The following is a 22,946-nucleotide window of genomic DNA, read 5'->3' as shown; positions in this document are numbered from 1 at the left end:
CACCAAGGCAATTTTCCGGGAGTACCGTCTGCGCTGATATCAGCGCGCGTCTCCGTCGCCGATCGTTAGCCGCTGCATTTTGGTCAAAGGCGCATACAAGCGAATGGTTCGCGGCAATGAGATGCAAAACCCACCTCGGGCTTCAACCGCGGGACGTGGATATGGTTACGTTGCAAGCAACAAAGATACCACGCCGAATAGTCGTCATCAGCGACTTCCAGGACGGCGATTGGCGCGACGCCCAGTCCGGGACGATAACCTGGTTTCGACAGCAATGGTTGTCGGGCAATCGCGGACCTGTCCCAGAGATGGCCGTCAACCCGAAACAGAACGTCGAGGTCGCGGGTGGCTATATCGAGCGGCTTCCTCTTGCCGCTCTCAAGGGAGGCCTTGCCGACAGCGCGGAGATTTGGACCCACCGCCGTGGTGGGTTGCCACAGATGCATAGGACCAATGGATGCCCCTTCCTGACACGCCGGTCTTTCCAGATGAATGGGCCTGAAGCGCCATTCGCATCAAATGATATGCTGGGCCATATCGAGGCTTTCGGACCACCGTCGATCCTGTGCATATGGGGCCTTGGCGTCAGCGAAGACGTATTGCTGGCGTGCCGCGACAGTTTCAAAATCTACAATTCGATCGACGCACCGGCATTGCGCGTCCCCTCCAACGTGAGCCGCCATTTCGACCTTATTCTCACAGGCGCCGCGTGGCAGTCGGAAACAGTGCGCGCTCGACATGCCGATATGCGCACCGCGGTTATGCCGATCGGACCGGAGTTTGCCTCGGAGGTGACATTCAGGCCCCTTGGTCTGGAAAAGATCTACGACGTGATCTACGTCGCTGCTGCTCAGGCTTACAAGCGGCATGACATTCTGTTCAACGCGCTGAGCCAACTACCCCGTTCGCTGCGTACATTGTGCGTCTGCGGATATGGCGACCTGATGGAAGCGCTTCGCCGGCACGCAGGAGCGCTCGGCCTCGACGTCGATTTCATCGATCCGCCCGGCGTACCGTTTGCAGAGGTGAACAGGCTTATGAACCAGGCCCGCATCGGCGTTGTTTGCGGCGTCGATGACGGGGCGCCGGCCATTTTGACTGAGTATATGCTGGCAGGAATACCCGTGCTTGCAAACAGTGAGCTGAGCTGCGGCCTGCAATACATCACGCCGAAGACCGGACGCAGTGCCTCGGCCGGTGAATTTCACGAGGGTATTCGCGACATGCTCGGACGGCTGCAAGGCTTTGATCCGCGTCAGGTCGTCTTGGACAACTGGACGTGGCCGCATAGCCTCCGGACGCTCAAGAGCCTTATGGAGATAACTTCGCCAGATTGACGGGAACATTCGACGCAATCGCAGGTTCGAGGGGCCATTGTGATTGCGAGGTGCCTGATGAATTTGCTGAATTCTGTGCCGTTGTCCGGCTGCGGCTTGCTGGAAGACGCTCCGCTCATTTGCTTCTCGCATCTTCGGTGGGACTTTGTGCTCCAGAGGCCCCAGCACCTGATGCAGCGATTCTCGCGAGAGCGCCCAGTGTTCTTCTTCGAAGAATTCATTCCGACCGACCATCCCCTTGCCTATGTGGAGATCCATCCGTTCGAGGGGACAACCGTCAAGGCGGTGCGTCCGCGCATTCCAAATGGGTGGAGCGAGACCGACCGTGAAGCCACTCTTGGCAAGCTGCTTGACGAACTCATCACGCTTTGCGGCGGAAAGCGCCCGATCCTTTGGTTCTACACCCCGTTGATGTTTGCCTTCGCCCGGCATGTCGATGCGGTGGCGGTGGTCTATGACTGCATGGATGAGCTGGCAAACTTCAAGTTTGCGCCCGCCAACCTCAAGGCATCCGAACACACGTTGATTGCGGCCGCCGATGTCGTCTTCACCGGTGGCATAAGCCTGTATGAAGCGAAACGGGACCAACACGACAACATCCACCCATTTCCATCCGGTGTCGATAGCCATCACTTCAGCACCGCGCGCAAGCCTTTGCCGGAACCCAGGGACCAAGTCGATATTCCTCATCCTCGCCTTGGCTACTACGGTGTGATCGACGAGCGGCTCGATCTTGATCTGATCGCAAGCGTCGCCGCGGCGCGGCACGGCTATTCCTTCGTCTTCCTTGGGCCGACTGTGAAGATTTCGCCGGACGATTTGCCCCGGGCAGCCAACATCCATTATCTCGGTCAGAAAACCTATGGCGATCTGCCGGCCTACCTTTCGGGTTGGGAAGCGACGCTTATGCCATTTGCACTGAGTGATGCCACTCGATTCATTAGTCCGACTAAAACTCCTGAATACCTCGCTGCGGGCCGGCCCATCGTCGGAACGAAAATTGTCGATGTGGTCCGCGGGTATGGCGATGTGCCAGGCGTCTTCCTGGCCAACGACGCACAAGCCTTTGCGAAGGCCTGCGATGCTGCCCTTCATGTTTCGCGCGGTGACGAGGCGTGGTTGCAGGCCATCGATGAAATTTTGGCCCGATCATCCTGGGAGAGCACCTTCCGTAAGATGTCGGCACTTGTCGAAGAGGCTGCAGGGCGAAAAGTCCTGTCGCGTGCCCCGCCTCAAAGATTTTCCGTTCACACCCAACAGCCCGCGCCGGGTAGCTATGACTATCTGATCGTCGGTGCAGGATTTGCGGGATCGGTGCTGGCTGAACGACTGGCTTCAGATGGCGGGAGGAAAGTGCTCATTTGCGACAGACGGCCTCATATTGGCGGAAACGCCTACGATCACTACGATGACGCCGGGATCCTCGTCCATAAATACGGCCCGCACATATTCCATACAAACAGCGAGGATGTGGTTGCCTACCTGTCGCGCTTCACGGCATGGCGCCCCTACGAGCATCGGGTGCTTGCACAGGTTGGTGCGCTGCGGCTTCCCATCCCCATCAATCGTACCACCCTGAATGCGCTCTATGGTCTCGACCTTACGGACGAATTTGCGGCCGCACGATTCCTGGCCGACCGGGCGGAACCCTGCGATCGCGTGATTACATCGCGAGACGTCGTCATTTCTCAAATCGGATCCGGACTTTATCGCACTTTCTTCGAAGGTTACACGCGCAAGCAGTGGGGCCTTGATGCCTCGAAGCTCGACAAATCAGTTACCGCACGAGTGCCTACCCGCACCGATACCGACGACCGTTATTTCCTCGACCGCTTTCAGGCCATGCCGCTGGACGGATACACGCGCATGTTCGAACGCATGCTCGACCATGAAAATATAACGGTCCTGCTCGGCACGGATTTCGCCGATCTGAAGCAGGATGGGCTGGCGAGCCACACCATCTTTACCGGGCCGATAGACGAGTATTTCGGCCATTGTTTAGGCCGGCTGCCCTATCGCAGTCTGGAATTCCACCATGAAACGCACGATACACGACGGCTGCTGCCGGTCGGCGTTATCAATTATCCATCCGAGAATGTCCGTTACACGCGCGTAACTGAATACAAGCATCTGACCGGCCAGGTTCATCCAAAGACGAGCATCAGCTATGAGTATGCCCTTGCCGAAGGTGACCCCTATTACCCGATCCCCCGCCCGGAGAACCAGGCACTTTATAAACGATACGAGCTTCTCGCCCGCGCACAGAGCGACGTGACATTCGTCGGGCGGCTCGGAACCTACAAATATTACAATATGGACCAAGTCGTCGGTCAAGCACTGGCGACCTACCGGCGCCTGACGCGTCGGAATGAGACCGATAAAGCGTTTGCCGGCGCCCGGCATGAGTAGAAACCCTCATATCCTATTGGCGACCGACAGCACCGAACCATCCGGAATGGGCGAGCATATGCTTGCTCTCGGGCGGGCTTTGAGCGAACGGTGGGAGGTCACAATAGCCCTGTTGGCCCAGGACAGGACCGGTTTGTTGCCGCGTGCGGCGCGACACGGAATCGGCATCAAGCTAAGCGAAGACGCGGGCGCGTTTGGGGAGTGGTTGGCGCGATCCAACGTTGATCTTCTGCACATTCATGCAGGAATCGGATGGGAGGGACACGGCCTAGCTGCCGCCGCAGATGCCCGGGCAATCCCGATTGTCCGCACCGACCATCTTCCTTATCTGCTCACAGATACGGACCAGATCGAGCTTTATCGGCGCGAGACCGGAAGACTGTCGCATCACATCGTGGTTTCCGAGGCCTCGCGCCAGAGCTTCTGCGAAGCAAAAGTTGCGCCGTCGCGTTTGACAGTCGTGCGGAACGGAATCTTTCCGCTTTCGCCTGCGCGAGCAGCGGTGGATCTAAGGCAAGTGCTCGACCTAGTGGGTAAAACTGTGCTGCTGACGGTCGCCCGCTTCACCCAGCAGAAGGATCAGGCGTCGCTTGTCCGCGCCTTGCCGGACATCCTCAGAACTCATCCTTCCGCGGTTTTGATTTTTGTCGGATCGGGTCCAGAAGAAGATCGGGTCAGTGCCTTGGCAAGAGATTTGCAGGCCTCCGGTCACGTTCGTTTTCTGGGGCACCGGGCAGATATTGCCGAGATCATGGCGATCGCAGATCTCTTCGTCCTTCCTTCGCGCTTTGAAGGTCTTCCGCTCGCCGTTCTCGAGGCAATGTCGCTTTCCGTTCCCGTGGTTGCGACGAGGATTGGCGGAACGGTCGAGGCGCTGGGCAGTGATCATCCCTATTTTGCGGAGCCTGGTAACCCAACGTCGATAGCCGCTGTCGTCGATCAGGCGTTGAGCGATCCCCATCTTAAGTCCACCGGCAGAGTCGGCCACGCGCGTTTCGAGCGTAACTTTTCAATCCATCGAATGGCTGACGAGACTAGCGCCGTCTACGAGCGCTTCCTCACCAAACATGCAGATCAAAAACTAAAGGATAGCGAGATGCGAAAAACGCGGCTGGGCTTCATCGGCGTGGGCGGTATTGCCCATCGGCACCTAGATATCCTGACCGGCTTCGACGACGTCGAACTTGTCGCCTTCGCCGACCCGGACCTTCCCCGCGCGGACGCGGCGGCAATGCGCTTTGGCGCCCGCTCGTACGGCCATCATCGCGAAATGCTCGACACGCAACAACTCGACGCGGTCTACATCTGCATTCCGCCTTTTGCCCATGGCGAGCCGGAGCGGGACCTCATTGACCGCAACATTCCATTCTTTGTCGAAAAACCGGTCACGCTCGATCTGGCGCTGGCGGAGGAGATCGCAGCAGGCGTCTCGAAGGCGGACCTCATCACTGGCGTTGGCTATCACTGGCGCTATCTCGATATCGTCGATGAGGCCCGAAACCTGTTGGCGGACAACCCAGCACAACTCCTGTCGGGGTACTGGCTTGACTCTACTCCTCCCCCGCAGTGGTGGTGGAAGGAGGATCAATCCGGCGGCCAGATGGTTGAGCAGGCGACGCATCTTCTCGATCTCGCGCGCTTCCTCGTAGGCGAAGTCACCGACGTCTACGGCCGGGCAGGACATACGGAGAGGGCGGAGTTTCCCGGCCTCGATGTGCCGACGGTGACCACCGCTAACCTGACCTTCGAAACAGGCGTAGTCGCTAATATCGCCGCGAGCTGCCTTCTCGGCTGGAGCCACCGCGTCGGCCTGCATATTTTCGCCGACCGATTGGCGATCGAATTGACCGACCGCGATATCATGGTGGATGTTGGAAGAGGACGGCCAGTGCGTGGTGCCGATGGCGATCCGGTATGGCGCGAAGACCGCGATTTCATCGACGCCGTCCGCGGTGGTGAAAACCGCATCCGCTGCCCGTATGGTGATGCCTTAGCCACCCATCGGCTTGCCCTGGCCGTGGTATCGTCCGCACGCAGCGGAAAGCCGATACACCTCGACATCCCGGCTCTCAAACGGGGCGAACTAAAGCCCTTGCTGGCACAACCGCGTGCCCAGATGTCTCCGGAATTGCGGCCTGGTCACCGCAAAATCCGCTCTCTCGGCATCGAGGCGCCGGGCCGAGCCTACTTCTTCGAGTATGAGGAAGGCCCGCCTGCCGATGGGCATGTGCGGCTCAACACGCTCTATACCGGTCTTTCCGCCGGGACCGAGCTGACGTTCTTAAAGAATACCAACCCCTATTTCCGCGCGCGCTTCGATGGCGGACGCGGGGTCTTCATCGAAAACGAGCCGGAGCTGCACTATCCAGTGCCGTTCCTCGGTTACATGGAGGTCGCACGCATTTCGCAATCCCGGGCGCGCGGCTTTGCCGATGGCGAGTTGCTCGCGGCGAGCTACGCGCACAAAAGTGGGCATACTGCCGACCCCTCTCATGATCTTCTTGTCAGCATGCCGCCGGAACTCGATCCGCTGCTCGGCGTCTTTGTCGCGCAGATGGGACCGATCGCTGCCAACGGCATCCTCCATGCCGACGCGGAAGCATTTGGAGCGACTGTCCCTGCTCTCGGTGCGGGTGTTTGCGGCCGAACGGTAATCGTCCTCGGCGCAGGTACCGTGGGCTTGATGACGGCGCTCTTTGCCCGTTCGCTCGGCGCATCAGACATTGTGATCACAGACCCCTCGGAATTTCGCCGCAGCAAGGCGGATGCGATGGGATTGACGGCGATGACAGAGGATCAAGCCTGGCAGCATGCCAAAGAGCGCTGGCATGAGGGTGCCATGGGACGCGGCGCGGATGTCGCGTTCCAGACGCGAGCTCATGCAGGAAGCCTGCACACGGCGCTGAAAGCCTTGCGCCCCCAGGGCACTGTGATCGATCTTGCCTTTTACCAGGATGGCGCCAGCGCTTTGCGGCTGGGAGAAGAATTCCATCACAACGGTCTGAACATCCGCTGCGCGCAAATCAACCGCGTTCCCCGCGGGCTTGCACCACGGTGGGACCGTCAAAGGCTGGCACGCGTGACGCTCGACCTTTTGAAAACGGAGGGCGCGGCGATCCGCGAGCACATGATCACTCACATCGTGCCGATGGACGACGCGCCTGCTTTCCTGGTCGATCTGATCGAGAACCGGCCGGAATTCCTCCAGGTTATATTCAAGGTCGGCGAATGACGGTTGAACCAGCGCCTCTGCGGATCCTCTTCGTCTTCGCCTGGCTGGTCGTCGGCGGCGAGGAGACGGAAGTCCGTCTGCTTGCCAAGAATCTGGACCGGCGTCGCTATCGCATCGACGTCGTAGCCTGCTTTCGTAAACCTGGCATGCCGGAGCAAACGCACCGGCAGCTTCAGGGGCTGGGGATCGATGTCGATACGACGCCCTATGAATTGTCCTTCAACGATACGGTAAAATATCTTGCCGGGAAAATCCCAGGTTACGACATTGTTGTTTCCTGCCAGAACGTGGCGGACATCTATCCCGCATTGGAGCGACTGCATCTTCGCCCGCCCCTCATTGAACATGGCGGGCTGGTCTCAGAGGCTTTGGCTGGCCCCAAACATCTGACGTCGCGTTATGTGGGCGTGTGTCGCTCGATCCGTGAGGCAGCGGCATCGCGGATGCCCGGGCGCGACCATCATGCCCTCGAAATCCCCTCGATGATCGATCTTTCGGCCTTCGACCCGGCACATCGCGAGCGGGCGCGAGCGAACCTCGGGATCGCGGCAAATGAGGTTCTCATCGGTTGGGTCGGCAGGCTCGATCCCAAAAAGAACGTCGAGGACTTTATTGAGGCAGCCGCACTGGTTCATGCCACGACGAAAAGTGCACGGTTCGTCATTGTGGGCGGACCCGACGCCTTCCTGCCGGAATATGCCGTACGGCTCAAAGACCTGGCTACCCGGCACGGGCTCGGCGGTATGCTTCAATTTCTTGGCGACCGGGACGATATCCCGTCCCTACTCGCCGCATTCGATATATTCGTCTGGCTCTCATCCGGCGAAGGCATGCCGCACGTTATCGCAGAGGCGGGGGCCGCCTCCCTACCGGTGATTGCGACGCCTGATAACGGTGTTATGCAGCAGATCGACGACGGGCTGTCGGGAGTCTTCGTCCCCTATCGCAGTCCAGGCGTCGTTGCGAAAAACATCATCGCGCTTATCGAGTCCCCCGCGCGCCGTCACGCACTCGGCACAGCCCTGCGGCGGAAGGTCGAGATAGACTACTCCGTCGAGGCAGTGCTGCCGCAGTGGGAGTGGCTTCTGGCAGAGGTCCACCGAGAACGAAAGGCAGCTCGCCCTTCGGGTCTGTTTCAATCATTTCTGCAAGGCGGTTTCGAATGTTCGACCCATCGGCTCCGGCCAAAAAACGATGAAACGCAGGGCCATCGACTCGATTTGATTGCCGCCACGGGTCACGATCACCATGCCGAGACGGACTATCGTCAACTTCAAGGCTTTGGGATGTCCACCGTGCGCGATGGTTTCCGATGGCACCTGATTGACAAATCCAGTCGATACGACTGGTCGAGCATTCGTCCGATGCTCCAGGCGGCCAAGGCAACAAAGACCCAGGTTGTCTGGGATCTCCTGCATTATGGCTGGCCCGATGATCTCGACATCTGGTCGCCTCGCTTCATCGATCGCTTCGCGCGGTTCGCAGGTGCATGCGCCGAGTTGGTCCGCGAGGAGAGCGACGGCATTCCGTTTTATTGCCCTGTCAACGAGATCTCGTTTTTCTCATGGGGCGGTGGGGACGTCGGCTATTTGAACCCGTTTGCCAATGGACGGGGATTCGAACTCAAGGTGCAGATGGCACGCGCTGCCATCGCAGCGATCGACGCCATTATCTCGGTGGATGCCCGGGCCCGCTTCGTTCACTGCGAGCCGGTCATTAACGTCGTGGCGGATCCGTCGCGTCCCCACGACGCGCGAATTGCCGAAGGACATCGCCAATCGCAATTCCAGGCCTGGGACTTGATCGGCGGAAGGATGTGGCCGCAGATCGGAGGCGGCGAACGCTATCTCGATATTCTCGGTGTGAATTATTATTCCAATAACCAGTGGATTCACGGTGGCCGGCCGATCGACATTGGTCATCCGCTATATAAGCCTCTCAGCCGAATTCTGGTCGAGACGTTCGCGCGCTACGGCAGGCCGATCCTTATTGCCGAGACCGGCGTCGAGGATGATCGGCGCGCATCCTGGTTTGACTATGTTGCGGACCAGGCTCTGGATTCGATGAGGTCGGGAGTGCCCTTGGAAGGCTTGTGCTTATATCCGATCGTCAATCACCCTGGTTGGGATGATGGTCGGCCTTGCGCAAACGGCCTCCTCTCCGCCGATGTCACTTCAGAAGGACGGGCGCCATTTGCTCCCCTGGGTGCTGCGATATGCGAACGAGCAAATGAGTTTGCAACCTTTGCACCGCTTCATATCGGCGGCGCCGAGGTTAGCGAGACCTGAACGCGTCGAGCAGCCGGCATTCAGATCGAAATCGCACCATGCAGCCATCATTTTGGGACACAGCACTGCTCGGATGCAGCTGAAAGAAAGATTGCGTCCGGGAACCGTTACTGCTTCCGAAGGTTTGCCTTTCACAACTTTCAAGGAGATCATGACGATGACCGACGACACGCGCCGCCCGACACCCCCCTACCCCGCGCAGCAGCAAGAGCCGCCTGGCCAAACATCGGCCATGCAGCCTGTCCCCGACCATGGTGAAAAATCCTACAGGGGTAGTGGAAAGCTCGAAGGCAAAGCTGCTCTCATTACGGGTGCGGATTCGGGCATTGGCAAAGCTGTGGCGATTGCCTTTGCTCGAGAGGGCGCGGATGTGGTCATCTCCTATTTAAGCGAGGACGAGGACGCTAACGACACCGCAAATTGGGTAAGACACGCAGGTCGCAAAGCTGTCGTCATCCCTGGCGACGTCAAGTCGGAGGATCACTGCAAGGCGCTCGTGCAGCGGACTGTCGATGAGTTGGGCGGTATCGACATTTTGGTAAACAATGCCGCCTTCCAGCGCACTTATGATGACATTGCCGACATCGATGCCGAAGAGTGGGACGAAACGTTTCGCACAAACATCTATGCACCGTTTTTCCTCGCGAAGGCGGCAATCCCACACATGGCGCGCGGCAGCTCGATCATCAACACCACGTCCATCCAGTCGCGCCAGCCGTCACCCCAGCTGCTCGCTTATGCCTCGACGAAGGGAGCTATTTCCAACTTTACCGCGGGACTTGCGGAGATGCTCGGTGAGCGAGGCATTCGTGTGAACGCGGTCGCACCCGGCCCGATCTGGACGCCGCTCATCCCCTCGACGATGCCGGCCGAAAAAGCTGCGAAGTTTGGCGCTAATACACTCATCGGGCGGGCTGGACAGCCGGCGGAGCTTGCCGGTGCCTATGTGCTTCTCGCCTCGGATCTCGGCAGCTACATGACCGGAGCGATCGTCCCGGTGACCGGCGGGGAAATCATGATCTGATCTCAGCGGCAGACCATAAAAAAGGCCGTCGACAATGACGGCCTTTCCTGATCGTCCAGCCTCAAGCCGCCCTCTTGCCCTTAGCGTTTGCAGACGCCTGCGCGAGCTGGGTCAACTTCTTGTCGGTCGCTATTTCTTCGGCAAGGTTTGCCTGAAGCAGCGGAATGGCGTCCGTGAGGCCGAGCTGGTTTGCCCAAGCGATGAGGGTGCCGTAACGGGCAATTTCGTAGTGTTCGACGGCCTGAGCCGAGGAGATCAAGCCGGCATCGAGTGCCGGCGAGCCCTTGAACTCTTCCATGATCTCTTCACCCTCGGCGATGATGCCCTGGATTGCTTCACAGGTCTTGCCGCGTGCCGGCTTGCCGAGAAGCTCGAATACCTGCTCCAGGCGTCCGATCTGACCCTGAGTTTCGTCGCGGTGCAGCAGGAAACCTGCCTTGCCTTCCTCGGATTTGGCGGCGCGAGCCATTTTCGGCAGCGCCTTCAGGATTTGCTTTTCTGCAAAGTAGATATCCTTGAGCGTATCAAGGAAAAGGTCATCAAGCGTCTTGGTTGTGGTGGTCGCCATAGTTAATCCTCCTGTGGCATGGGCTTGCGGGGTAATGCCGCGTCGTTTTGATTGTTCCCGTCCGAAAATCGGCCGTTCAGCGATACAGAGGGCCTCGGGCCTATCCAGCGGTAGGCACGAGGGCCATCGTTGTTGCTTAGACCTTGGCTTTCTCACCAGCTTCGCGAAGAGACAAAAACCTGGTCGTCACAGAGACGATATTTTCGTCCAGCCACTGTGCCATTGCCCTCTCTTCAGTCAGGTTTGCCTGTAGGGGACCGGTGGCTGCGCCGTAGCCGCCGGCTTCGGCGACAGTCAACAGCGACTTGTAAGCCGCCATTTCGAAATTCTCGAAGGCGAAGTTCGCAAACGAGTTCTTCAGAATTTCATCGCCGGCCATGGTATGGCCCATCGCGGCCATCGACCCCGTCAGGGAGAGTGCCATGTCCTTAAGCGACGAGTGGTCTTCGTTCAAACTGTCGAGCACTTCTTCGATGCGGACGATCTGACCCTCCGTTTCTCGGATATGTTGGTCGAGCTTCGCCGCGATCTCCGGGTAGTTCTCGATACGCGAGAGCTGGGGCTTCATGATCGAAAGCGCCTGGTTTTCCATGGCGTGGGCATTCTTAAGGCCGGTGATAAAAATTTCGCGGGTTTCATTCTCAGACATCGAAAATCTCCTCGTTGACCGGCTCTAACTTCGCACGGCCGGCGATGTTCCAGACGCTCTGCAGATTGACCGGCGACGCCGCCTCCCGATCTAGTCCAGGTGAAGTGACGGATCTTCGTGCTCTTATGCCTGCTCAGTGCGGCGGCCCGGCCACTCAGGCAGCGCATCGATCGCGGCCAGGTCACTGTGATGAGATCAGCATCCCATACTTGAAGAGTTCCTCTTGTCACGGAATGCCGTCTCACTACCTCGGCTAGTGCCATCGATAGGTGATCGCAGGCACACATGGCACCCACGAGAGTGACCAAAACCCCTTGCACAACAGGTCCATCACCCTAAGTGCCAATTTCGAACACGCTAAATTAGCATATTGACATGCATGTTTTCTGCCGAAGGAACAGCGCAGGGATGATTCTGGAAGACCTTTACCGATTGCTCAGAAGTGGGCACGTGCAGGCACAAGGCGTCGTCGACACGATGACCCAGCCGATTGTGGTCCTGGACCATAATCTCTGCGTGACGAACGCCAATAACGCTTTCGTAAGAACCTTCGCGGTCGAGCGGGACGACATCCTAGGGGAAAGCTTCTTTCGTCTCGGCAACGGTCAATGGGAAATAGCCGACCTCCGACACCTGATCGCGTCGGTTATCCCAAAAGCCGCCGCCGTTGTCGGCTTTGAAGTAACACATGACTTCCCCGCGATCGGGCAGCGGACGTTTCTTGTCGATGCGCGTCGCCTCGTTCATCCCGACAACAACAGCACGAACATCCTCATCCTCTTCGATGATGTCACGGAGCGACGGCGCCATGACGCCGAGAAAGACTTTATTGTTGCGGAGGCACGGCACCGCCTGAGGAACCTGTTTGCGGTGATACGCGCAATCGCCATGCAGACGAAAACCGAGGATCGTACCGCCACCGAATATCGCGACATCTTCCTCGGGCGGCTCGAGGTTACGCTTCGCGCGCAGGAAATCGCATCGACTGGCGAGACTACCGATTTTGAATCTCTGCTGCGGCGATCGGTCGGCGAACTCGGCGTTGAGCGTTTTCATTGCGATGGTCCCGCGGTGACACTTGCCAGTTCTAAGGTTCTCGCGGTCAGCATGATATTCCACGAGCTCGGTACCAACGCGATGAAGCATGGCGCCTTGTCCGTTCCCGGTGGGCAGATCCACGTCACGTGGGCGCTCGAGCCCGGTCCGAGAAGCCGGACATATCTTATTTGCGAATGGCAGGAAAAGACCGGGTTACCTGTGACCCGGCCTCAGCGCCGCGGTTATGGCACCGAGCTGATCGAGGGCACTTCCGCTCACATCGGCGGAAAGGTGGAACTTAAGTACGATCCGGGCGGTTTGACAGCTACGATCAAAATCCCGGTGTGAGATAGATGGACGATCCTGCGGAAGTCGATGTTGAAGGCAGAAGATGCGTCCTCGTGGTAGAAGACGAATTGCTGATTGCAATGGAACTCACGGCAGCTTTGACCGCTGGTGGGTTCCGGGTGTTGGGGCCCGCAGCATCGGTCGATCACGCTCTTGATCTGGTCAGCAAGGAGCGTCCCCACGCTGCGGTCCTGGATTTCAATCTCGTTGGCGAGAAAGTCACGCCCGTGGCTCTTCAATTGAAGGCGTTGGGGGTTCCGTTCGTGCTCGCCAGCGCGGTCCATCCCACTGAGCTTGCAGTCCACTCGGCGCTTGCGGATGTCGCCAATATTGGAAAGCCGACGGACCTGAAACGGCTTGTCGACGCGCTGAAGGCGTTTCAGACCTAACCGCTTTCATCGAACCGAATTGGCAGCGTTGAATTTGAACGTGGTGGCACCGCCCATCTGGCGTTGCTTACGCAAGGACGCCTGCTGCAATGGCGGCGTCGATAAAGCGGCTTCGTGCAGTCTCTGCACTTCCATGCTGAACGAGCGCCTCAAGACAGCGACGCTTGGCTTCGCAATAGACCTCGCTTCGGCATTCGGGCCATCTATGACCAAGCGCCTCGAGCGCGGCATCCGGCCCATCCACCCGTTCCCGGAAGCCGTTGCCGATCCTCACAAAGACCGGCGCCTGCCATTTCAACCTGAAATCAACTTCGATCACCTTGTCCATTCCATTCCTCATGTCGACATTGGTTCCCGCCGCCCGATTCGCGCTTGCGCCGATATCATCGGGGCGCCTTCAGCCGCCGCGCCGGTCCCCATCCGAGCGGCGTGAAATCCGGCCGCACATCTGCACTTGCACCAGACGGGGATGTGGCCATGAACCGGCGCCCGGTCGTGCGCCTACGGCTCGTCATTCGCGCCGTCGCATTCCTCTCCCTGGTCGTGTCGGGGTCACGGGAGCATATCCTTGAGTCGGCCGGCGATGCGTCGACTTGGTGCCTTTGCATCAGCGGATCTTCTCGGTGCCGCTGGGTGTCGTGACCATGGTCGGACCGCCGCCACTGCCTTGAGGCGTAGGATCACGATCGGTAGCTTCGGGCGGTCGGCTGCCGCCGCCCGCCGGGTCGTCGTCGAACGTTCCGGCGCCATGAGGTTTGGCATTGATTGGATCAGGAACCGTCGATGCCGTGGGTTTAGGATCGGTGTCGATGCTTTCTCCCCAGATTTCGGCCGCGCCCCAGGCAATCATCGTGAGCACGAGAGCACTGATGAGGACCGCTAGGACAGGTTTGCCGTATCGCCCCTGTCTGGCGTCTGTCGCATTTTCGGTCACTCGCTCGGGCGGCCGCTGCGACTGGTGGTCCGGATTCGTCATCGTAAAAAACTCCCTAATAGTGAACCGCACCAACCGCGGGCGGCTCCGGAAGTTCCCAGCCTTTCAGAAGCACACTCAAATGGGTCCAAAAAAAATCGCGGAACATTTGCCACGCGCCGAGGTTGGACGCCCGTTCCTCTGATGGAGACTTCCATGAAAATCGTTCTCGCCTCTCTTCTAGCCTGCTTGGCTGCATTTTCGGCCACCGCAGCAGACAACGCCGCTAAGCAGCACGCCACCGACTTCGCGGCGAAGGCCGCCATGTCCAATATGTTCGAGATCGAGGCCGCGAACATCGAGGTCGCGAGCGGAAAGGCTGATGACGCCAAACAGTTCGCGCATGACATGATTAGGGATCACGGCAAGGCGGGGTCTGCTCTCAGCGATGCGGCACAAAAAGACGGCATCGAACTGCCCGCAGCTCTCGACGCAGAGTTTACTTCGAAGCTGGCCGCTCTTCGGCAAAGCGACGCCGCCAATCTTGATCAGGCCTATCTTTCCACTCAGGTGGCCGCCCACGAACAGGCCGTCAACCTCTTCGAAAGCTATTCAAAGCAGGGGCCGGATGGGCAACTCAAGCGGACGGCTGCAAAAATACTACCGGACCTTCGGATGCATCTGACGCGAATCCGCGGCCTGACTTCGAAATGACGGTAGGAGTGATCTGGCAGCCGGTTTTCACCCTGTCTGCTATTGTCATAACAACGCGATTGCCGCGACCATTGCCAAGGCTGAAACCAGTCCGGCCACAGTCAGACCGAGCGTGACGACCTCGGAGCCCCGTCCCATTTCTTTGTTCCGGACTGCGTAACTTGTGCCCAGCACCACCGCAACAAGACCCGCTCCCATCCAGCACATGAGCGTAAGCGTTCCGAAAAGCATCGCCCACTCTGTTCCATCCATCGTCACTCTCCTGGTTTCAACGATCGAACCTCAACGCTCTTCCAATGTTCCTGCCGTTTGGAAAGGCCGGGAACATTCGCCGCTGCGGCATGTTGGTTGGTTCGAACGGAATCAAGGAGACGTATAGTGGCGAACAATCGGAAAGAAGCAGTCGGGCAGCTCGCTGACGCCGAATGGCAGAGTGAGGGGATGCCCAATGGATGGCGTATGCAGAACCGGCAGGAACCCGAAGCGGAATCGCAGGCGGACAGTTTATGGCCTCAGCTAACGCAAGCAGGCGAGCACTGTCATGTTCAAGGCAAGGTAACACGCTAGGGATGGCGACAGATCGCATGGATCTGGGCGGATCCGGTTTAATCAAGCCAGCCCAATGATTGCGTTTAGTTTCATAACCCCGCCATGCCTGCTACCACACTCGCTTGTCTGCGGACAAATCATCTATACCGGCCCGTCACAATTAGGGCAGAGGAGCGAGGATTTGGAAAATTTAGCCATCGAGCTCTTTGCAGGAAAGCGCGTACTGATCGTGGAAGATGAGTATTTTCTGGCGGATGAGACCCGGCGGAAGCTTGAGAAGGCCGGCGCAACAGTTGTCGGTCCCGTCGCTGGAGTGGCCGCCGCTCTGGATCTCGTCGAGAATGAGGAGATCGACGCAGCAATCCTCGATGTTCATCTTGAGGGCGATTTGGTATTTCCGGTCGCGGACGAGCTTGAGCGCCGCGATATCCCGTTTGTCTTCGCCACAGCCTTCGACCCGTCGGTAATCCCCGGGAGGTTCACAGGCTTCGCGCTTTGCGAGAAGCCGACCGAATTGGGAAAAATTGCGGAAGCGTTGTTCGGCCAGAGGACCGGCGAATACCACTAAATTATTCGCCGTCGAGGGTTTTGGTCAAATGATAGCGAGCCCGGTTGATCCGGCTCTTGATTGTCCCAATCGGGACGCCGCACCTGTCTGCAGCGGTCTCGTAGCTGACACCCTGAACAAATACCAGCACAATGGCGGTTCGATAATTCGTGGGCAAAGCAGAAATCGCGACCTCGAGCTCGCGGCCGCGCAGCTCCCAGATCTGCGATGGCTGCGATGACGCCCAAGCGGCGAAATCGTCGATCCCACCGACCTGCTCTCGTTTGGAAATTTTGAATTTGCTGCAGAAGGTGTTGCGCATGATGGTAAACAGCCAGGAGCGCAGCTGAGTGCCGCGCTGATAATTCCCGGAATGTGCGATGGCTTTTGCAAGCGTTTCCTGAACAAGATCATCGATATCGCTCGTCGAACTATTGAAGCGTTTGGCGAAAGATCTAAGAGCCGGCATATTTTCAAGCAGTTCTGCTTCGGTAAAACTTGGACGATCATGAGTGGGCATTGGGGTTCTCCTCTGATGAGTGAACTTCGCCTCACCTGTTCCGTTCCACTCGGATCACCGATTCTTCCAGTCGCGCCCACGCTCTTCCGAAGACGCAATCCGAGCCCTGAATTCGTAGGCTTCCAAGCGAAGGTACGGGATGTGCCGCCTCGGGCAATCCGCCCTTCAGGCAACCCTTGGCAGACCGTCTGACCCATGAGGCCGGCAATCTCTTGACGGGTTTACTCGCCCTGCGGAAGTGGTTGGTTTGGTGCACTAATCAGAACGGCAAAAGGGCCGCCCGCCACAGTAATGAACCGCGCCACGACACGCTTGCGTATGCGACTTCAGTCAAATCATACGTCGCAAACGGTTCGATCTTTCCCATCATGCAATGGCTTACACCCGTATAGCTTTTAGCTGTCGCTGCGTTGGCAGAGATCTGAAACGCAACCGTGGCTGCGGCTGGCGATTTGAAAAAACCACTTCGATCACACTGTCCAAGCCGCGCAAATTTCATCGAAGAGAACAACAGGCTGGGGAGTTGGGAACAAAGCCGCCCAACCGAGGTTCGTGGGTGCGGCAACCGCCGCTCGTACAGTCATGGGAGGCTTCAGTGTCAAACGAATTCACGGAAATGGATGGCAGGCCAAGGCCGTCATCCGAGACGTCATTGCAATCTGGAGACGCGCTGTCGTCACCGCAATCTCCCGCGTCACTCGCGGGATTGAAGGAGAAGTTGGCTGATGACGTGATCGCCGCCAAGGACACCATTAAAGAAGGCGCCGATACCGCGGTCGAAAAAGTCAAAGAGGTGGTTTCCGAACAAACGACCTTCGCGGCCCGCCAAGTTGGCGGCGTCGCAACGGCGCTTGAGAAAGTTGGGGCAGAACTGGAAGCATCCGGCCAACCGGAGGTCGGACGCTATGCCAAGCAGATCGGACGAAGCGTCCAAAGCGTCGCGAGGCAGATGAAAGACAAAGACATCGGCGAAATCGCGGCGCTGGCTGAGGAATTCGGTCGCAAGCAGCCGCTAGCGTTTCTGGGAATTGCAGCGCTTGCGGGACTGAGCGCAAGTAGATTTCTGACTGCTTCCGCCAAGCGGTCGCCGGCGCCGGCAACAAGGCGGACGCTGCCGGCTACGCCCACGGGGTCATCTGGAGGCTACGCCAATGGCTAAATCTCCCGACAATGTTCCCCTCTCAGAGCTGATCGGCGGCCTCGTTGCCGATATTGCGGGCCTGTTGCGCAAGGAAATCGATCTCGCGAAGACGGAGGTGTCCGAAAAGTTCTCGCAAGCGCTCAATGGCGTGGAAGTGGTTATTTTCGGGCTTGTCCTTGCGATAGGCGCTGTGGGCGTTCTGTTGAGCGCCCTGGTTGCCGGGCTTGCGGCCTTCCTGGTCACCCAAGGTTTCACCGAAACAAGCGCCAGTGCGCTCGCCTCGCTTATCGTCGGGGTGGTCATCGCTCTCATCGCATGCGCGATGGTCTCTCGCGGCCTCACTGCGCTTCGTAGAAGCAACATGAAACTCGATCGAACCACGACCTCGCTTCGCCGCGACGTCGACGTTGTGAAGGAAAAAATCTGATGGAAACTTCCACCGAAAAAACCTCCGCCGACCTTCAGCGAGAGATCGATCAGGATCGCCAGCGTATTGGCGACCGCATCGACGCTATTCAGGAACGGATGTCGCCAGGCCAGTTGGTCGATGAGGTCCTTGCCTATGCAAAGGGCACCGGCGGCGGAGAGTATGTCAGCAACCTCGGCCAAGCGCTGAAGGCAAATCCACTGCCCGTCGCGTTGATGGGCGTGAGCCTTGCCTGGCTCATGGCGAAGGGGACCCCCGCAAGCCCGCCTGCCAGCCACCAGCCCGAACCTGAGTATCCCTTATATCCGGCAAACGGCCCGGTCCGCCGTCTTGGCCCACCCGAGACCGAAAACGGCTCCCGCTACAGTCATTTCGCAGACAGCTCTGGCAAGAGGCTGAAGGCGTTGACCGATGAAACGGGACACCGTGCGGGTCACTTCGTCGACGAAGCAGGTAAGACTTATCGCGGGTTTGCCGATGCCACTGGCAGACACGTCGATCAGATCACCGACGAGACGGGCGCGATATTCGATGCGGCAACTGGCTGGGCAGCGGAGAAATGGGAGCAGGCAAAAAGCGCCGCAAGCGGGATGAGCGCGCGTGCGTCCGCGGCCGCAAGCTCGCTGTCTGCTCAATCGTCTTCAGCGGCGACAAGTCTCCAAGAGCAAACCAGCAAGCTCAACGAAATGATCCTCAAGCAGTTCCGCGATCAGCCGCTGGTTGGGGGCGCTCTGGCTTTCGCCGTCGGAGCCGCTATAGGCGCCGCTTTGCCGCACACAGACACTGAAGACGAGTGGCTCGGTGAGGCCTCCGATTCCACCACAGATACGCTTAGCGCTCGAGCACTGGACGTAGTCGACCAAGGCAAAGAAGTGGCGACGGAGGTCTACGAAAAGGTCGCTTCGGTGGCGTCAGATGCTCACGACGCCGTTAAGGAGCGAGTCGCCACTGAGGTCGATGCGTTCAAGGCGGGTACCCAAGGCAGTGATCGCCAATCGAATTGAACGTGGGATCAGCGACGCGCGAAATCGCTACAGTGCCTTGCGAGTTCGGCGAGCGCGGAATACACGATGCTGAAAAACGGTGACGCCGTGCTCGCGATCAACTCGCGATCCGTGCTGTAACGATCATCCATTGCGGGTCGATAGGCGAACGACCCGGCCTTGGCGTCGAAATCGTGTTGAGGTGGCCGCCGTCGAAAGTGCCTATCGCATGGCGAAAGACAGCGGCTGGCCGGCGTCCGATATTGCCCTGCAGCCTTGGGCGCTGCGCGACTTCCGCCTTGACGATCCCGACGGCTATTATATCAGACTGACCAGTGCGAGCTGAAGTGTGACCGGCGGTTTGCCCAGAATCATTTTTGCCAGCGACCGGCTTACCTGCGTATTTTAGTGGATAGCTTACTACTGCAATTATAACTTGTTCTGTTTCGAGAATACACCGCCATTTGCTCAACAGAATTTGGTCGCGGAACCGGGACCTGATCGCCCTGATGATCACTTCCGCCTTCGATGAAAAAGGTCACTTCCCCGTGGCTGCCTTTGCGGCAAGCGAAAGGATCAGGTTGGAGGCTCAAGCCCTGGCTCGAGAAGATACGTCGCCCCTGGGAACTGCTCTTTGGGAAGCGCCAGCCACGGCAGGTTGCGGTTCAAATCTCGGCGGTCCAATCGACAAGAGCCGCCACGCAGCCCCGGAGATTTCGTCCGCTAATGCGTGGAACAAGGATGTCGCGTCGCTTCTTCCTGGAATGTCCACTGAATAGGCGATGGGAGCTTAGGTGTCTCGCGGCCGTTTAGTTGCAGATGGGGCGTATCGGGCGGACATCCGCGCCTCGGGCGGCAGAAGAGATCGTCATGGCAAGGGATGCCGACATAACCATATTAAGAAAGCGTGGAATGCTGGCGACCGTTCGTGGCGTCGTCGCGCATAGCGTGGGCGGGGCCGAAGTCGAGACTGCCCCCTGCGATATGCTATTGGGTAATGCAATTCTGCATGTCGCGAGACTGGACGTTTCGGTTTGCACGACCGCCGCAGCGAGTGTCGTTGCGGAGGGCATTACGTTGAATTGCGAGGAATGCCGTCGGCTCGCCCTGAAATATGGCGACAAGCTTGAAGTTCGTGAGTAGGAAACAAGAGCCCCAAGCACTGGTGGATCAGCTTGCTGGGACCATTCACGATGACGGACGCCGCATGACGTAGAAGAATATCTCCTGCCATTCAGTACGAGGTTATCGCACGACCGCTGGACGCGAGATGCTCTGTAATGGCGCGCCGGATTTCGGTAACCGTGTCGAAGAGCCTGTTGTCCAGGTCGATGACATTGAAGCGGACAGCGATGAATTTGAGGCGGTTTTCGACAGGGACCGCGATCCCGACTTCCTGACCGTTGAATACGACAGCTTGCTTTTGCATAACAAACCTCGGGCGCACCACACCGGAGCACCATCTTACAAAAGTGGGACAAAGGGTTTCCGACGCGTCAGATTGCCGTCGTAGGTCCGTATCGGATCGAGACGAGATCACGCGCTCGCTGCATCATTGCGAAGAAACGAATTCGGACAAACAACGTCATGATCCTCCTCAAGCGAGGTCAACCGACCGCTGAGTATCGCCGGCGAGGCCGGTTATTCGGAATTCTTCTGCAAAAACGTAGTCGAGAAACTTCGAGTAAGCAACTGATTTTTGTTATTTTTTAGCGTTTTGAATCGTATGACAATTACCGCAGGTGCGAAGAAACAAATGATGTACGTTCGTCCGATACCCATAGTCGAGGGCCCGCCGACGGCTTTACATATTGCGGATGGCCACTGAGCGCAGGTGCTAGGTTGGCTGGATCAAAGAGTCCGATTTGCTCCCAGGTAGCTTCCGGACAGACGCGATATCCCTGAGGGCTTCAGAAGTACCTGATCACCGTATAACAAGCGATACATCCGATGGAAACCTTGCCGCTACAATGTAGTCAGGTCGATAGTTCGACGCCATATGGAAGTTGCCGCTTGCCCTCGGGTAACCGGAGGTTCACCATCTAACCGAAGTATGTGTAAAGCAGCGTTCCGTTCCAGTTGATTTCAAAGAGATTTCAGGCTGATGTAGGCATATCCAAATCTATGGCTTGAGAATGCAGCGCTACCAGATACAAGCACTCGAGAACGGCAGGTGGTCGGTAATAGACCACCAGACCGGCAAGCCAATAGTTGACCAGCAATGGTCAAGCGAGAGAACGAGGCTGGAGGCTCAAGCCTTAGCTGATTTTCGCAATGGAATATCGGCCCCTCCTCCACAGCGGATTTCCTCCCGGCTTCAGAAGTTACGTCGAGCTTGGGCCCTCCTCGGTCGGCCACGTTCAACTTGAACCGGCTCTTCTTATTCTGGCAATCGCGATGCGCTAAACTAATCCGAATTTTGGAGGCCGTCGAAATGATATCGATCGGCCTCATCTTTACCCTCGCATCCCATGCTCACAGAGTTTCAAAACCTTGGGCGAGTGACCTCGATGCCCTGCCCCTGGATGGTGTCCCGATGGGTGGTGTAGCTCGCGCCTGATGGCCGTGCTTTCCGGCAAGGGCCGGAGGGGATATCAGCGTGCGACTGCAGGCAGGCTGATTTGCGGATCATCGCTCATCGACGCCATAGTCTCAAGTGTCATATACCTGGCCCGCTGAACGGCCCACTCATCGTTCTGTTCGAGCAGTAATGCGCCGACGAGACGGACAATGGCTTCGTCGTTGGGAAAGATGCCGACGACCTCGGTGCGGCGCTTGATCTCGCCATTGAGGCGCTCGATTGGATTGGTCGAGTGCAGCTTTGCCCGGTGCTCTTTCGGGAAAGCCATGTAGGCGAGCACATCCTCTTCGGCATCATCCATAATGGCGGCGAGCTTCGGCACTTTTGGTCTTATCTGGTCGGCAACATTGCGCCACTGCGTGCTGGCAGATTCCGCCGTATCCTGAGCGAATGCCGTGGCGATGAAGGCGGAGACGACACGCCTGCCGCTCTTTCCGGCATGCGCCAGCACGTTCCTCATGAAGTGAACCCGGCATCGTTGCCAGGTGGCGCTGAGAACCTTGGTAACGGCAGCCTTGAGTCCCTCATGGGCGTCGGAGACGACGAGCTTCACGCCGCGCAAACCTCGGCGCGTAAGCCTGCGCAGGAACTCCGTCCAGATCGGCTCGGCTTCGGATGTGCCAACTTCCATGCCCAGAACCTCGCGCCGGCCATCGGTGTTGACGCCAACGGCGATGATGACGGCAACGGAAACGATGCGGCCACCGCGTCTGACTTTCAGGTAGGTGGCATCGATCCACAGATAAGGCCAATCGCCCTCGATCGGTCTTTCGAGGAACGCCTTCACCTTGACGTCGATCTCTTCGCACAGGCGGCTTACCTGGCTTTTGGAGATGCCGCTCATGCCCATCGCTTTGACCAGATCGTCGACAGAACGCGTCGAGATGCCCTGAATGTACGCTTCCTGGATGACCGCTGTCAGAGCCTTCTCCGCCATCCGACGCGGTTCGAGGAAGCTTGGGAAATAGCTGCCCTTGCGCAGCTTCGGAATGCGAAGCTCGACCGTTCCGGCGCGTGTCTCCCAATCCCGGTCGCGGTAGCCGTTGCGTTGCGCCAACCGCATCGCATTCTTCTCGCCGTAGCCAGCACCGGTCGCACTGCCAACCTCCAGCTCCATCAGCCGCTCGGCCGCAAAGCCGATCATCTCACGCAACAAATCGGCGTCAGCACTCTTCTCAACAAGCGAGCGCACGTTCATCATATCGTCGGTCATCGGTGGTCTTTCCATCAGGTTGGTCTTGAACAACCCGACCCTACCGGAAAACACTGGTGACCACCGCTATCGAGCT

At 58.3% G+C, this 22,946-nt stretch carries 22 protein-coding genes; 14 read left to right on the top strand and 8 right to left on the bottom strand.

Annotation, left to right across the window (positions count from 1 at the left end; translation table 11 throughout):
• Positions 1–161 precede the first annotated feature (161 nt).
• The 5 genes from FHT75_RS31100 to FHT75_RS31080 all read left to right on the top strand — a co-directional run bounded on the left by FHT75_RS31100 (position 162) and on the right by FHT75_RS31080 (position 10,290).
• The gene (locus FHT75_RS31100; protein WP_183845629.1) at positions 162–1,337 is read left to right on the top strand and encodes a glycosyltransferase; all 1,176 of its coding nucleotides are present in this window, start codon (positions 162–164) and stop codon (positions 1,335–1,337) included.
• 57 nt (positions 1,338–1,394) lie between these two features.
• Positions 1,395–3,746 (top strand): UDP-galactopyranose mutase, encoded by a 2,352-nt coding sequence (gene glf, locus FHT75_RS31095; protein ID WP_183845630.1) that lies wholly within the window; start codon positions 1,395–1,397, stop codon positions 3,744–3,746.
• Complete coding sequence (locus FHT75_RS31090) at positions 3,739–6,978, top strand: glycosyltransferase (protein ID WP_183845631.1); 3,240 nt, start codon at positions 3,739–3,741, stop codon at positions 6,976–6,978. The genes glf and FHT75_RS31090 overlap by 8 nt, the downstream gene beginning before the upstream one ends.
• Positions 6,975–9,266 (top strand): glycosyltransferase family 4 protein, encoded by a 2,292-nt coding sequence (locus FHT75_RS31085; protein WP_183845632.1) that lies wholly within the window; start codon positions 6,975–6,977, stop codon positions 9,264–9,266. The genes FHT75_RS31090 and FHT75_RS31085 overlap by 4 nt, the downstream gene beginning before the upstream one ends.
• Positions 9,267–9,423: 157 nt before the next feature.
• Positions 9,424–10,290, top strand: a complete 867-nt coding sequence (locus FHT75_RS31080) for an SDR family oxidoreductase (protein WP_281413884.1) — start codon at positions 9,424–9,426, stop codon at positions 10,288–10,290.
• Positions 10,291–10,351: 61 nt separating this feature from the next.
• Here the strand turns inward: FHT75_RS31080 and FHT75_RS31075 are convergent, their stop codons facing one another.
• Together FHT75_RS31075 and FHT75_RS31070 are read right to left on the bottom strand one after the other, a co-directional pair.
• Positions 10,352–10,858, bottom strand: a complete 507-nt coding sequence (locus FHT75_RS31075; RefSeq protein ID WP_183845634.1) for a ferritin-like domain-containing protein — start codon at positions 10,856–10,858, stop codon at positions 10,352–10,354.
• Positions 10,859–10,994: 136 nt separating this feature from the next.
• The gene (locus FHT75_RS31070; RefSeq protein WP_183845635.1) at positions 10,995–11,507 is read right to left on the bottom strand and encodes a ferritin-like domain-containing protein; all 513 of its coding nucleotides are present in this window, start codon (positions 11,505–11,507) and stop codon (positions 10,995–10,997) included.
• Between the two features lie 408 nt (positions 11,508–11,915).
• Here FHT75_RS31070 and FHT75_RS31065 point away from each other — a divergent pair, with 408 nt between their 5' ends.
• Together FHT75_RS31065 and FHT75_RS31060 are read left to right on the top strand one after the other, a co-directional pair.
• Positions 11,916–12,893: a sensor histidine kinase gene (locus tag FHT75_RS31065; RefSeq protein ID WP_183845636.1), complete on the top strand. Its 978-nt coding sequence runs from the start codon at positions 11,916–11,918 to the stop codon at positions 12,891–12,893.
• Positions 12,894–12,898: 5 nt separating this feature from the next.
• On the top strand, positions 12,899–13,282 hold the full coding sequence (locus tag FHT75_RS31060; protein ID WP_183845637.1) for a hypothetical protein: 384 nt from the start codon (positions 12,899–12,901) through the stop codon (positions 13,280–13,282).
• A gap of 67 nt (positions 13,283–13,349) precedes the next feature.
• Here the strand turns inward: FHT75_RS31060 and FHT75_RS31055 are convergent, their stop codons facing one another.
• On the bottom strand, positions 13,350–13,610 hold the full coding sequence (locus FHT75_RS31055; RefSeq protein WP_183845638.1) for a DUF982 domain-containing protein: 261 nt from the start codon (positions 13,608–13,610) through the stop codon (positions 13,350–13,352).
• A gap of 279 nt (positions 13,611–13,889) precedes the next feature.
• Complete coding sequence (locus FHT75_RS31050; RefSeq protein WP_183845639.1) at positions 13,890–14,258, bottom strand: hypothetical protein; 369 nt, start codon at positions 14,256–14,258, stop codon at positions 13,890–13,892.
• A 153-nt stretch (positions 14,259–14,411) separates the two neighbouring features.
• On the opposite strand from FHT75_RS31050, the gene FHT75_RS31045 reads away from it, so the two are divergent.
• On the top strand, positions 14,412–14,909 hold the full coding sequence (locus FHT75_RS31045; protein ID WP_183845640.1) for a DUF4142 domain-containing protein: 498 nt from the start codon (positions 14,412–14,414) through the stop codon (positions 14,907–14,909).
• Positions 14,910–14,954: 45 nt separating this feature from the next.
• Here FHT75_RS31045 and FHT75_RS31040 read toward each other — a convergent pair whose 3' ends face one another.
• Positions 14,955–15,161: a hypothetical protein gene (locus tag FHT75_RS31040; protein ID WP_183845641.1), complete on the bottom strand. Its 207-nt coding sequence runs from the start codon at positions 15,159–15,161 to the stop codon at positions 14,955–14,957.
• 478 nt (positions 15,162–15,639) lie between these two features.
• Here FHT75_RS31040 and FHT75_RS31035 point away from each other — a divergent pair, with 478 nt between their 5' ends.
• Entirely contained in the window at positions 15,640–16,026 is a 387-nt protein-coding gene (locus FHT75_RS31035) for a response regulator (protein ID WP_246713019.1), read from the top strand.
• 1 nt (position 16,027) lies between these two features.
• Here FHT75_RS31035 and FHT75_RS31030 read toward each other — a convergent pair whose 3' ends face one another.
• The gene (locus FHT75_RS31030) at positions 16,028–16,525 is read right to left on the bottom strand and encodes a sigma-70 family RNA polymerase sigma factor (RefSeq protein ID WP_183845643.1); all 498 of its coding nucleotides are present in this window, start codon (positions 16,523–16,525) and stop codon (positions 16,028–16,030) included.
• A 595-nt stretch (positions 16,526–17,120) separates the two neighbouring features.
• On the opposite strand from FHT75_RS31030, the gene FHT75_RS31025 reads away from it, so the two are divergent.
• From FHT75_RS31025 to FHT75_RS31005, 5 genes are all read left to right on the top strand, one after another.
• Positions 17,121–17,684 (top strand): nutrient deprivation-induced protein, encoded by a 564-nt coding sequence (locus tag FHT75_RS31025; RefSeq protein WP_183845644.1) that lies wholly within the window; start codon positions 17,121–17,123, stop codon positions 17,682–17,684.
• Positions 17,677–18,093: a phage holin family protein gene (locus FHT75_RS31020; protein ID WP_183845645.1), complete on the top strand. Its 417-nt coding sequence runs from the start codon at positions 17,677–17,679 to the stop codon at positions 18,091–18,093. The genes FHT75_RS31025 and FHT75_RS31020 overlap by 8 nt, the downstream gene beginning before the upstream one ends.
• Positions 18,093–19,097: a DUF3618 domain-containing protein gene (locus FHT75_RS31015; protein WP_183845646.1), complete on the top strand. Its 1,005-nt coding sequence runs from the start codon at positions 18,093–18,095 to the stop codon at positions 19,095–19,097. Before FHT75_RS31020 ends, FHT75_RS31015 begins: the two co-directional genes overlap by 1 nt.
• A gap of 181 nt (positions 19,098–19,278) precedes the next feature.
• Complete coding sequence (locus FHT75_RS36430) at positions 19,279–19,422, top strand: hypothetical protein (protein ID WP_312865397.1); 144 nt, start codon at positions 19,279–19,281, stop codon at positions 19,420–19,422.
• 524 nt (positions 19,423–19,946) lie between these two features.
• Positions 19,947–20,219 carry a hypothetical protein gene (locus FHT75_RS31005; RefSeq protein WP_183845647.1) on the top strand — a complete coding sequence of 91 codons (273 nt, stop codon included), beginning with the start codon at positions 19,947–19,949 and terminating at the stop codon, positions 20,217–20,219.
• A 91-nt stretch (positions 20,220–20,310) separates the two neighbouring features.
• Here FHT75_RS31005 and FHT75_RS31000 read toward each other — a convergent pair whose 3' ends face one another.
• Positions 20,311–20,505, bottom strand: coding sequence for a hypothetical protein (locus FHT75_RS31000; RefSeq protein WP_183845648.1), 195 nt, complete (start codon positions 20,503–20,505; stop codon positions 20,311–20,313).
• 1,165 nt (positions 20,506–21,670) lie between these two features.
• A complete protein-coding gene (locus FHT75_RS30995) occupies positions 21,671–22,870 on the bottom strand; it encodes an IS256 family transposase (protein ID WP_183845649.1) in 1,200 nt (399 codons plus the stop codon).
• Positions 22,871–22,946 lie beyond the last annotated feature (76 nt).

This window comes from Rhizobium sp. BK112 (assembly GCF_014193215.1).
Taxonomy (GTDB): domain Bacteria; phylum Pseudomonadota; class Alphaproteobacteria; order Rhizobiales; family Rhizobiaceae; genus Rhizobium; species Rhizobium anhuiense.
This window is presented reverse-complemented; position numbering and strand designations above follow the sequence as displayed.

Excerpts from the sequence above, each read along its gene's own strand:
- FHT75_RS31100 (WP_183845629.1), top strand. The coding sequence starts at position 162 with ATGGTTACGTTGCAAGCAACAAAGATACCACGCCGAATAGTCGTCATC.
- glf (WP_183845630.1), top strand. The coding sequence starts at position 1,395 with ATGAATTTGCTGAATTCTGTGCCGTTGTCCGGCTGCGGCTTGCTGGAA.
- FHT75_RS31090 (WP_183845631.1), top strand. The coding sequence starts at position 3,739 with ATGAGTAGAAACCCTCATATCCTATTGGCGACCGACAGCACCGAACCA.
- FHT75_RS31085 (WP_183845632.1), top strand. The coding sequence starts at position 6,975 with ATGACGGTTGAACCAGCGCCTCTGCGGATCCTCTTCGTCTTCGCCTGG.
- FHT75_RS31080 (WP_281413884.1), top strand. The coding sequence starts at position 9,424 with ATGACCGACGACACGCGCCGCCCGACACCCCCCTACCCCGCGCAGCAG.
- FHT75_RS31075 (WP_183845634.1), bottom strand. The coding sequence starts at position 10,858 with ATGGCGACCACCACAACCAAGACGCTTGATGACCTTTTCCTTGATACG.
- FHT75_RS31070 (WP_183845635.1), bottom strand. The coding sequence starts at position 11,507 with ATGTCTGAGAATGAAACCCGCGAAATTTTTATCACCGGCCTTAAGAAT.
- FHT75_RS31065 (WP_183845636.1), top strand. The coding sequence starts at position 11,916 with ATGATTCTGGAAGACCTTTACCGATTGCTCAGAAGTGGGCACGTGCAG.
- FHT75_RS31060 (WP_183845637.1), top strand. The coding sequence starts at position 12,899 with ATGGACGATCCTGCGGAAGTCGATGTTGAAGGCAGAAGATGCGTCCTC.
- FHT75_RS31055 (WP_183845638.1), bottom strand. The coding sequence starts at position 13,610 with ATGGACAAGGTGATCGAAGTTGATTTCAGGTTGAAATGGCAGGCGCCG.
- FHT75_RS31050 (WP_183845639.1), bottom strand. The coding sequence starts at position 14,258 with ATGACGAATCCGGACCACCAGTCGCAGCGGCCGCCCGAGCGAGTGACC.
- FHT75_RS31045 (WP_183845640.1), top strand. The coding sequence starts at position 14,412 with ATGAAAATCGTTCTCGCCTCTCTTCTAGCCTGCTTGGCTGCATTTTCG.
- FHT75_RS31040 (WP_183845641.1), bottom strand. The coding sequence starts at position 15,161 with ATGGATGGAACAGAGTGGGCGATGCTTTTCGGAACGCTTACGCTCATG.
- FHT75_RS31030 (WP_183845643.1), bottom strand. The coding sequence starts at position 16,525 with ATGCCCACTCATGATCGTCCAAGTTTTACCGAAGCAGAACTGCTTGAA.
- FHT75_RS31020 (WP_183845645.1), top strand. The coding sequence starts at position 17,677 with ATGGCTAAATCTCCCGACAATGTTCCCCTCTCAGAGCTGATCGGCGGC.
- FHT75_RS31015 (WP_183845646.1), top strand. The coding sequence starts at position 18,093 with ATGGAAACTTCCACCGAAAAAACCTCCGCCGACCTTCAGCGAGAGATC.
- FHT75_RS31005 (WP_183845647.1), top strand. The coding sequence starts at position 19,947 with ATGGCAAGGGATGCCGACATAACCATATTAAGAAAGCGTGGAATGCTG.
- FHT75_RS31000 (WP_183845648.1), bottom strand. The coding sequence starts at position 20,505 with ATGCAAAAGCAAGCTGTCGTATTCAACGGTCAGGAAGTCGGGATCGCG.
- FHT75_RS30995 (WP_183845649.1), bottom strand. The coding sequence starts at position 22,870 with ATGACCGACGATATGATGAACGTGCGCTCGCTTGTTGAGAAGAGTGCT.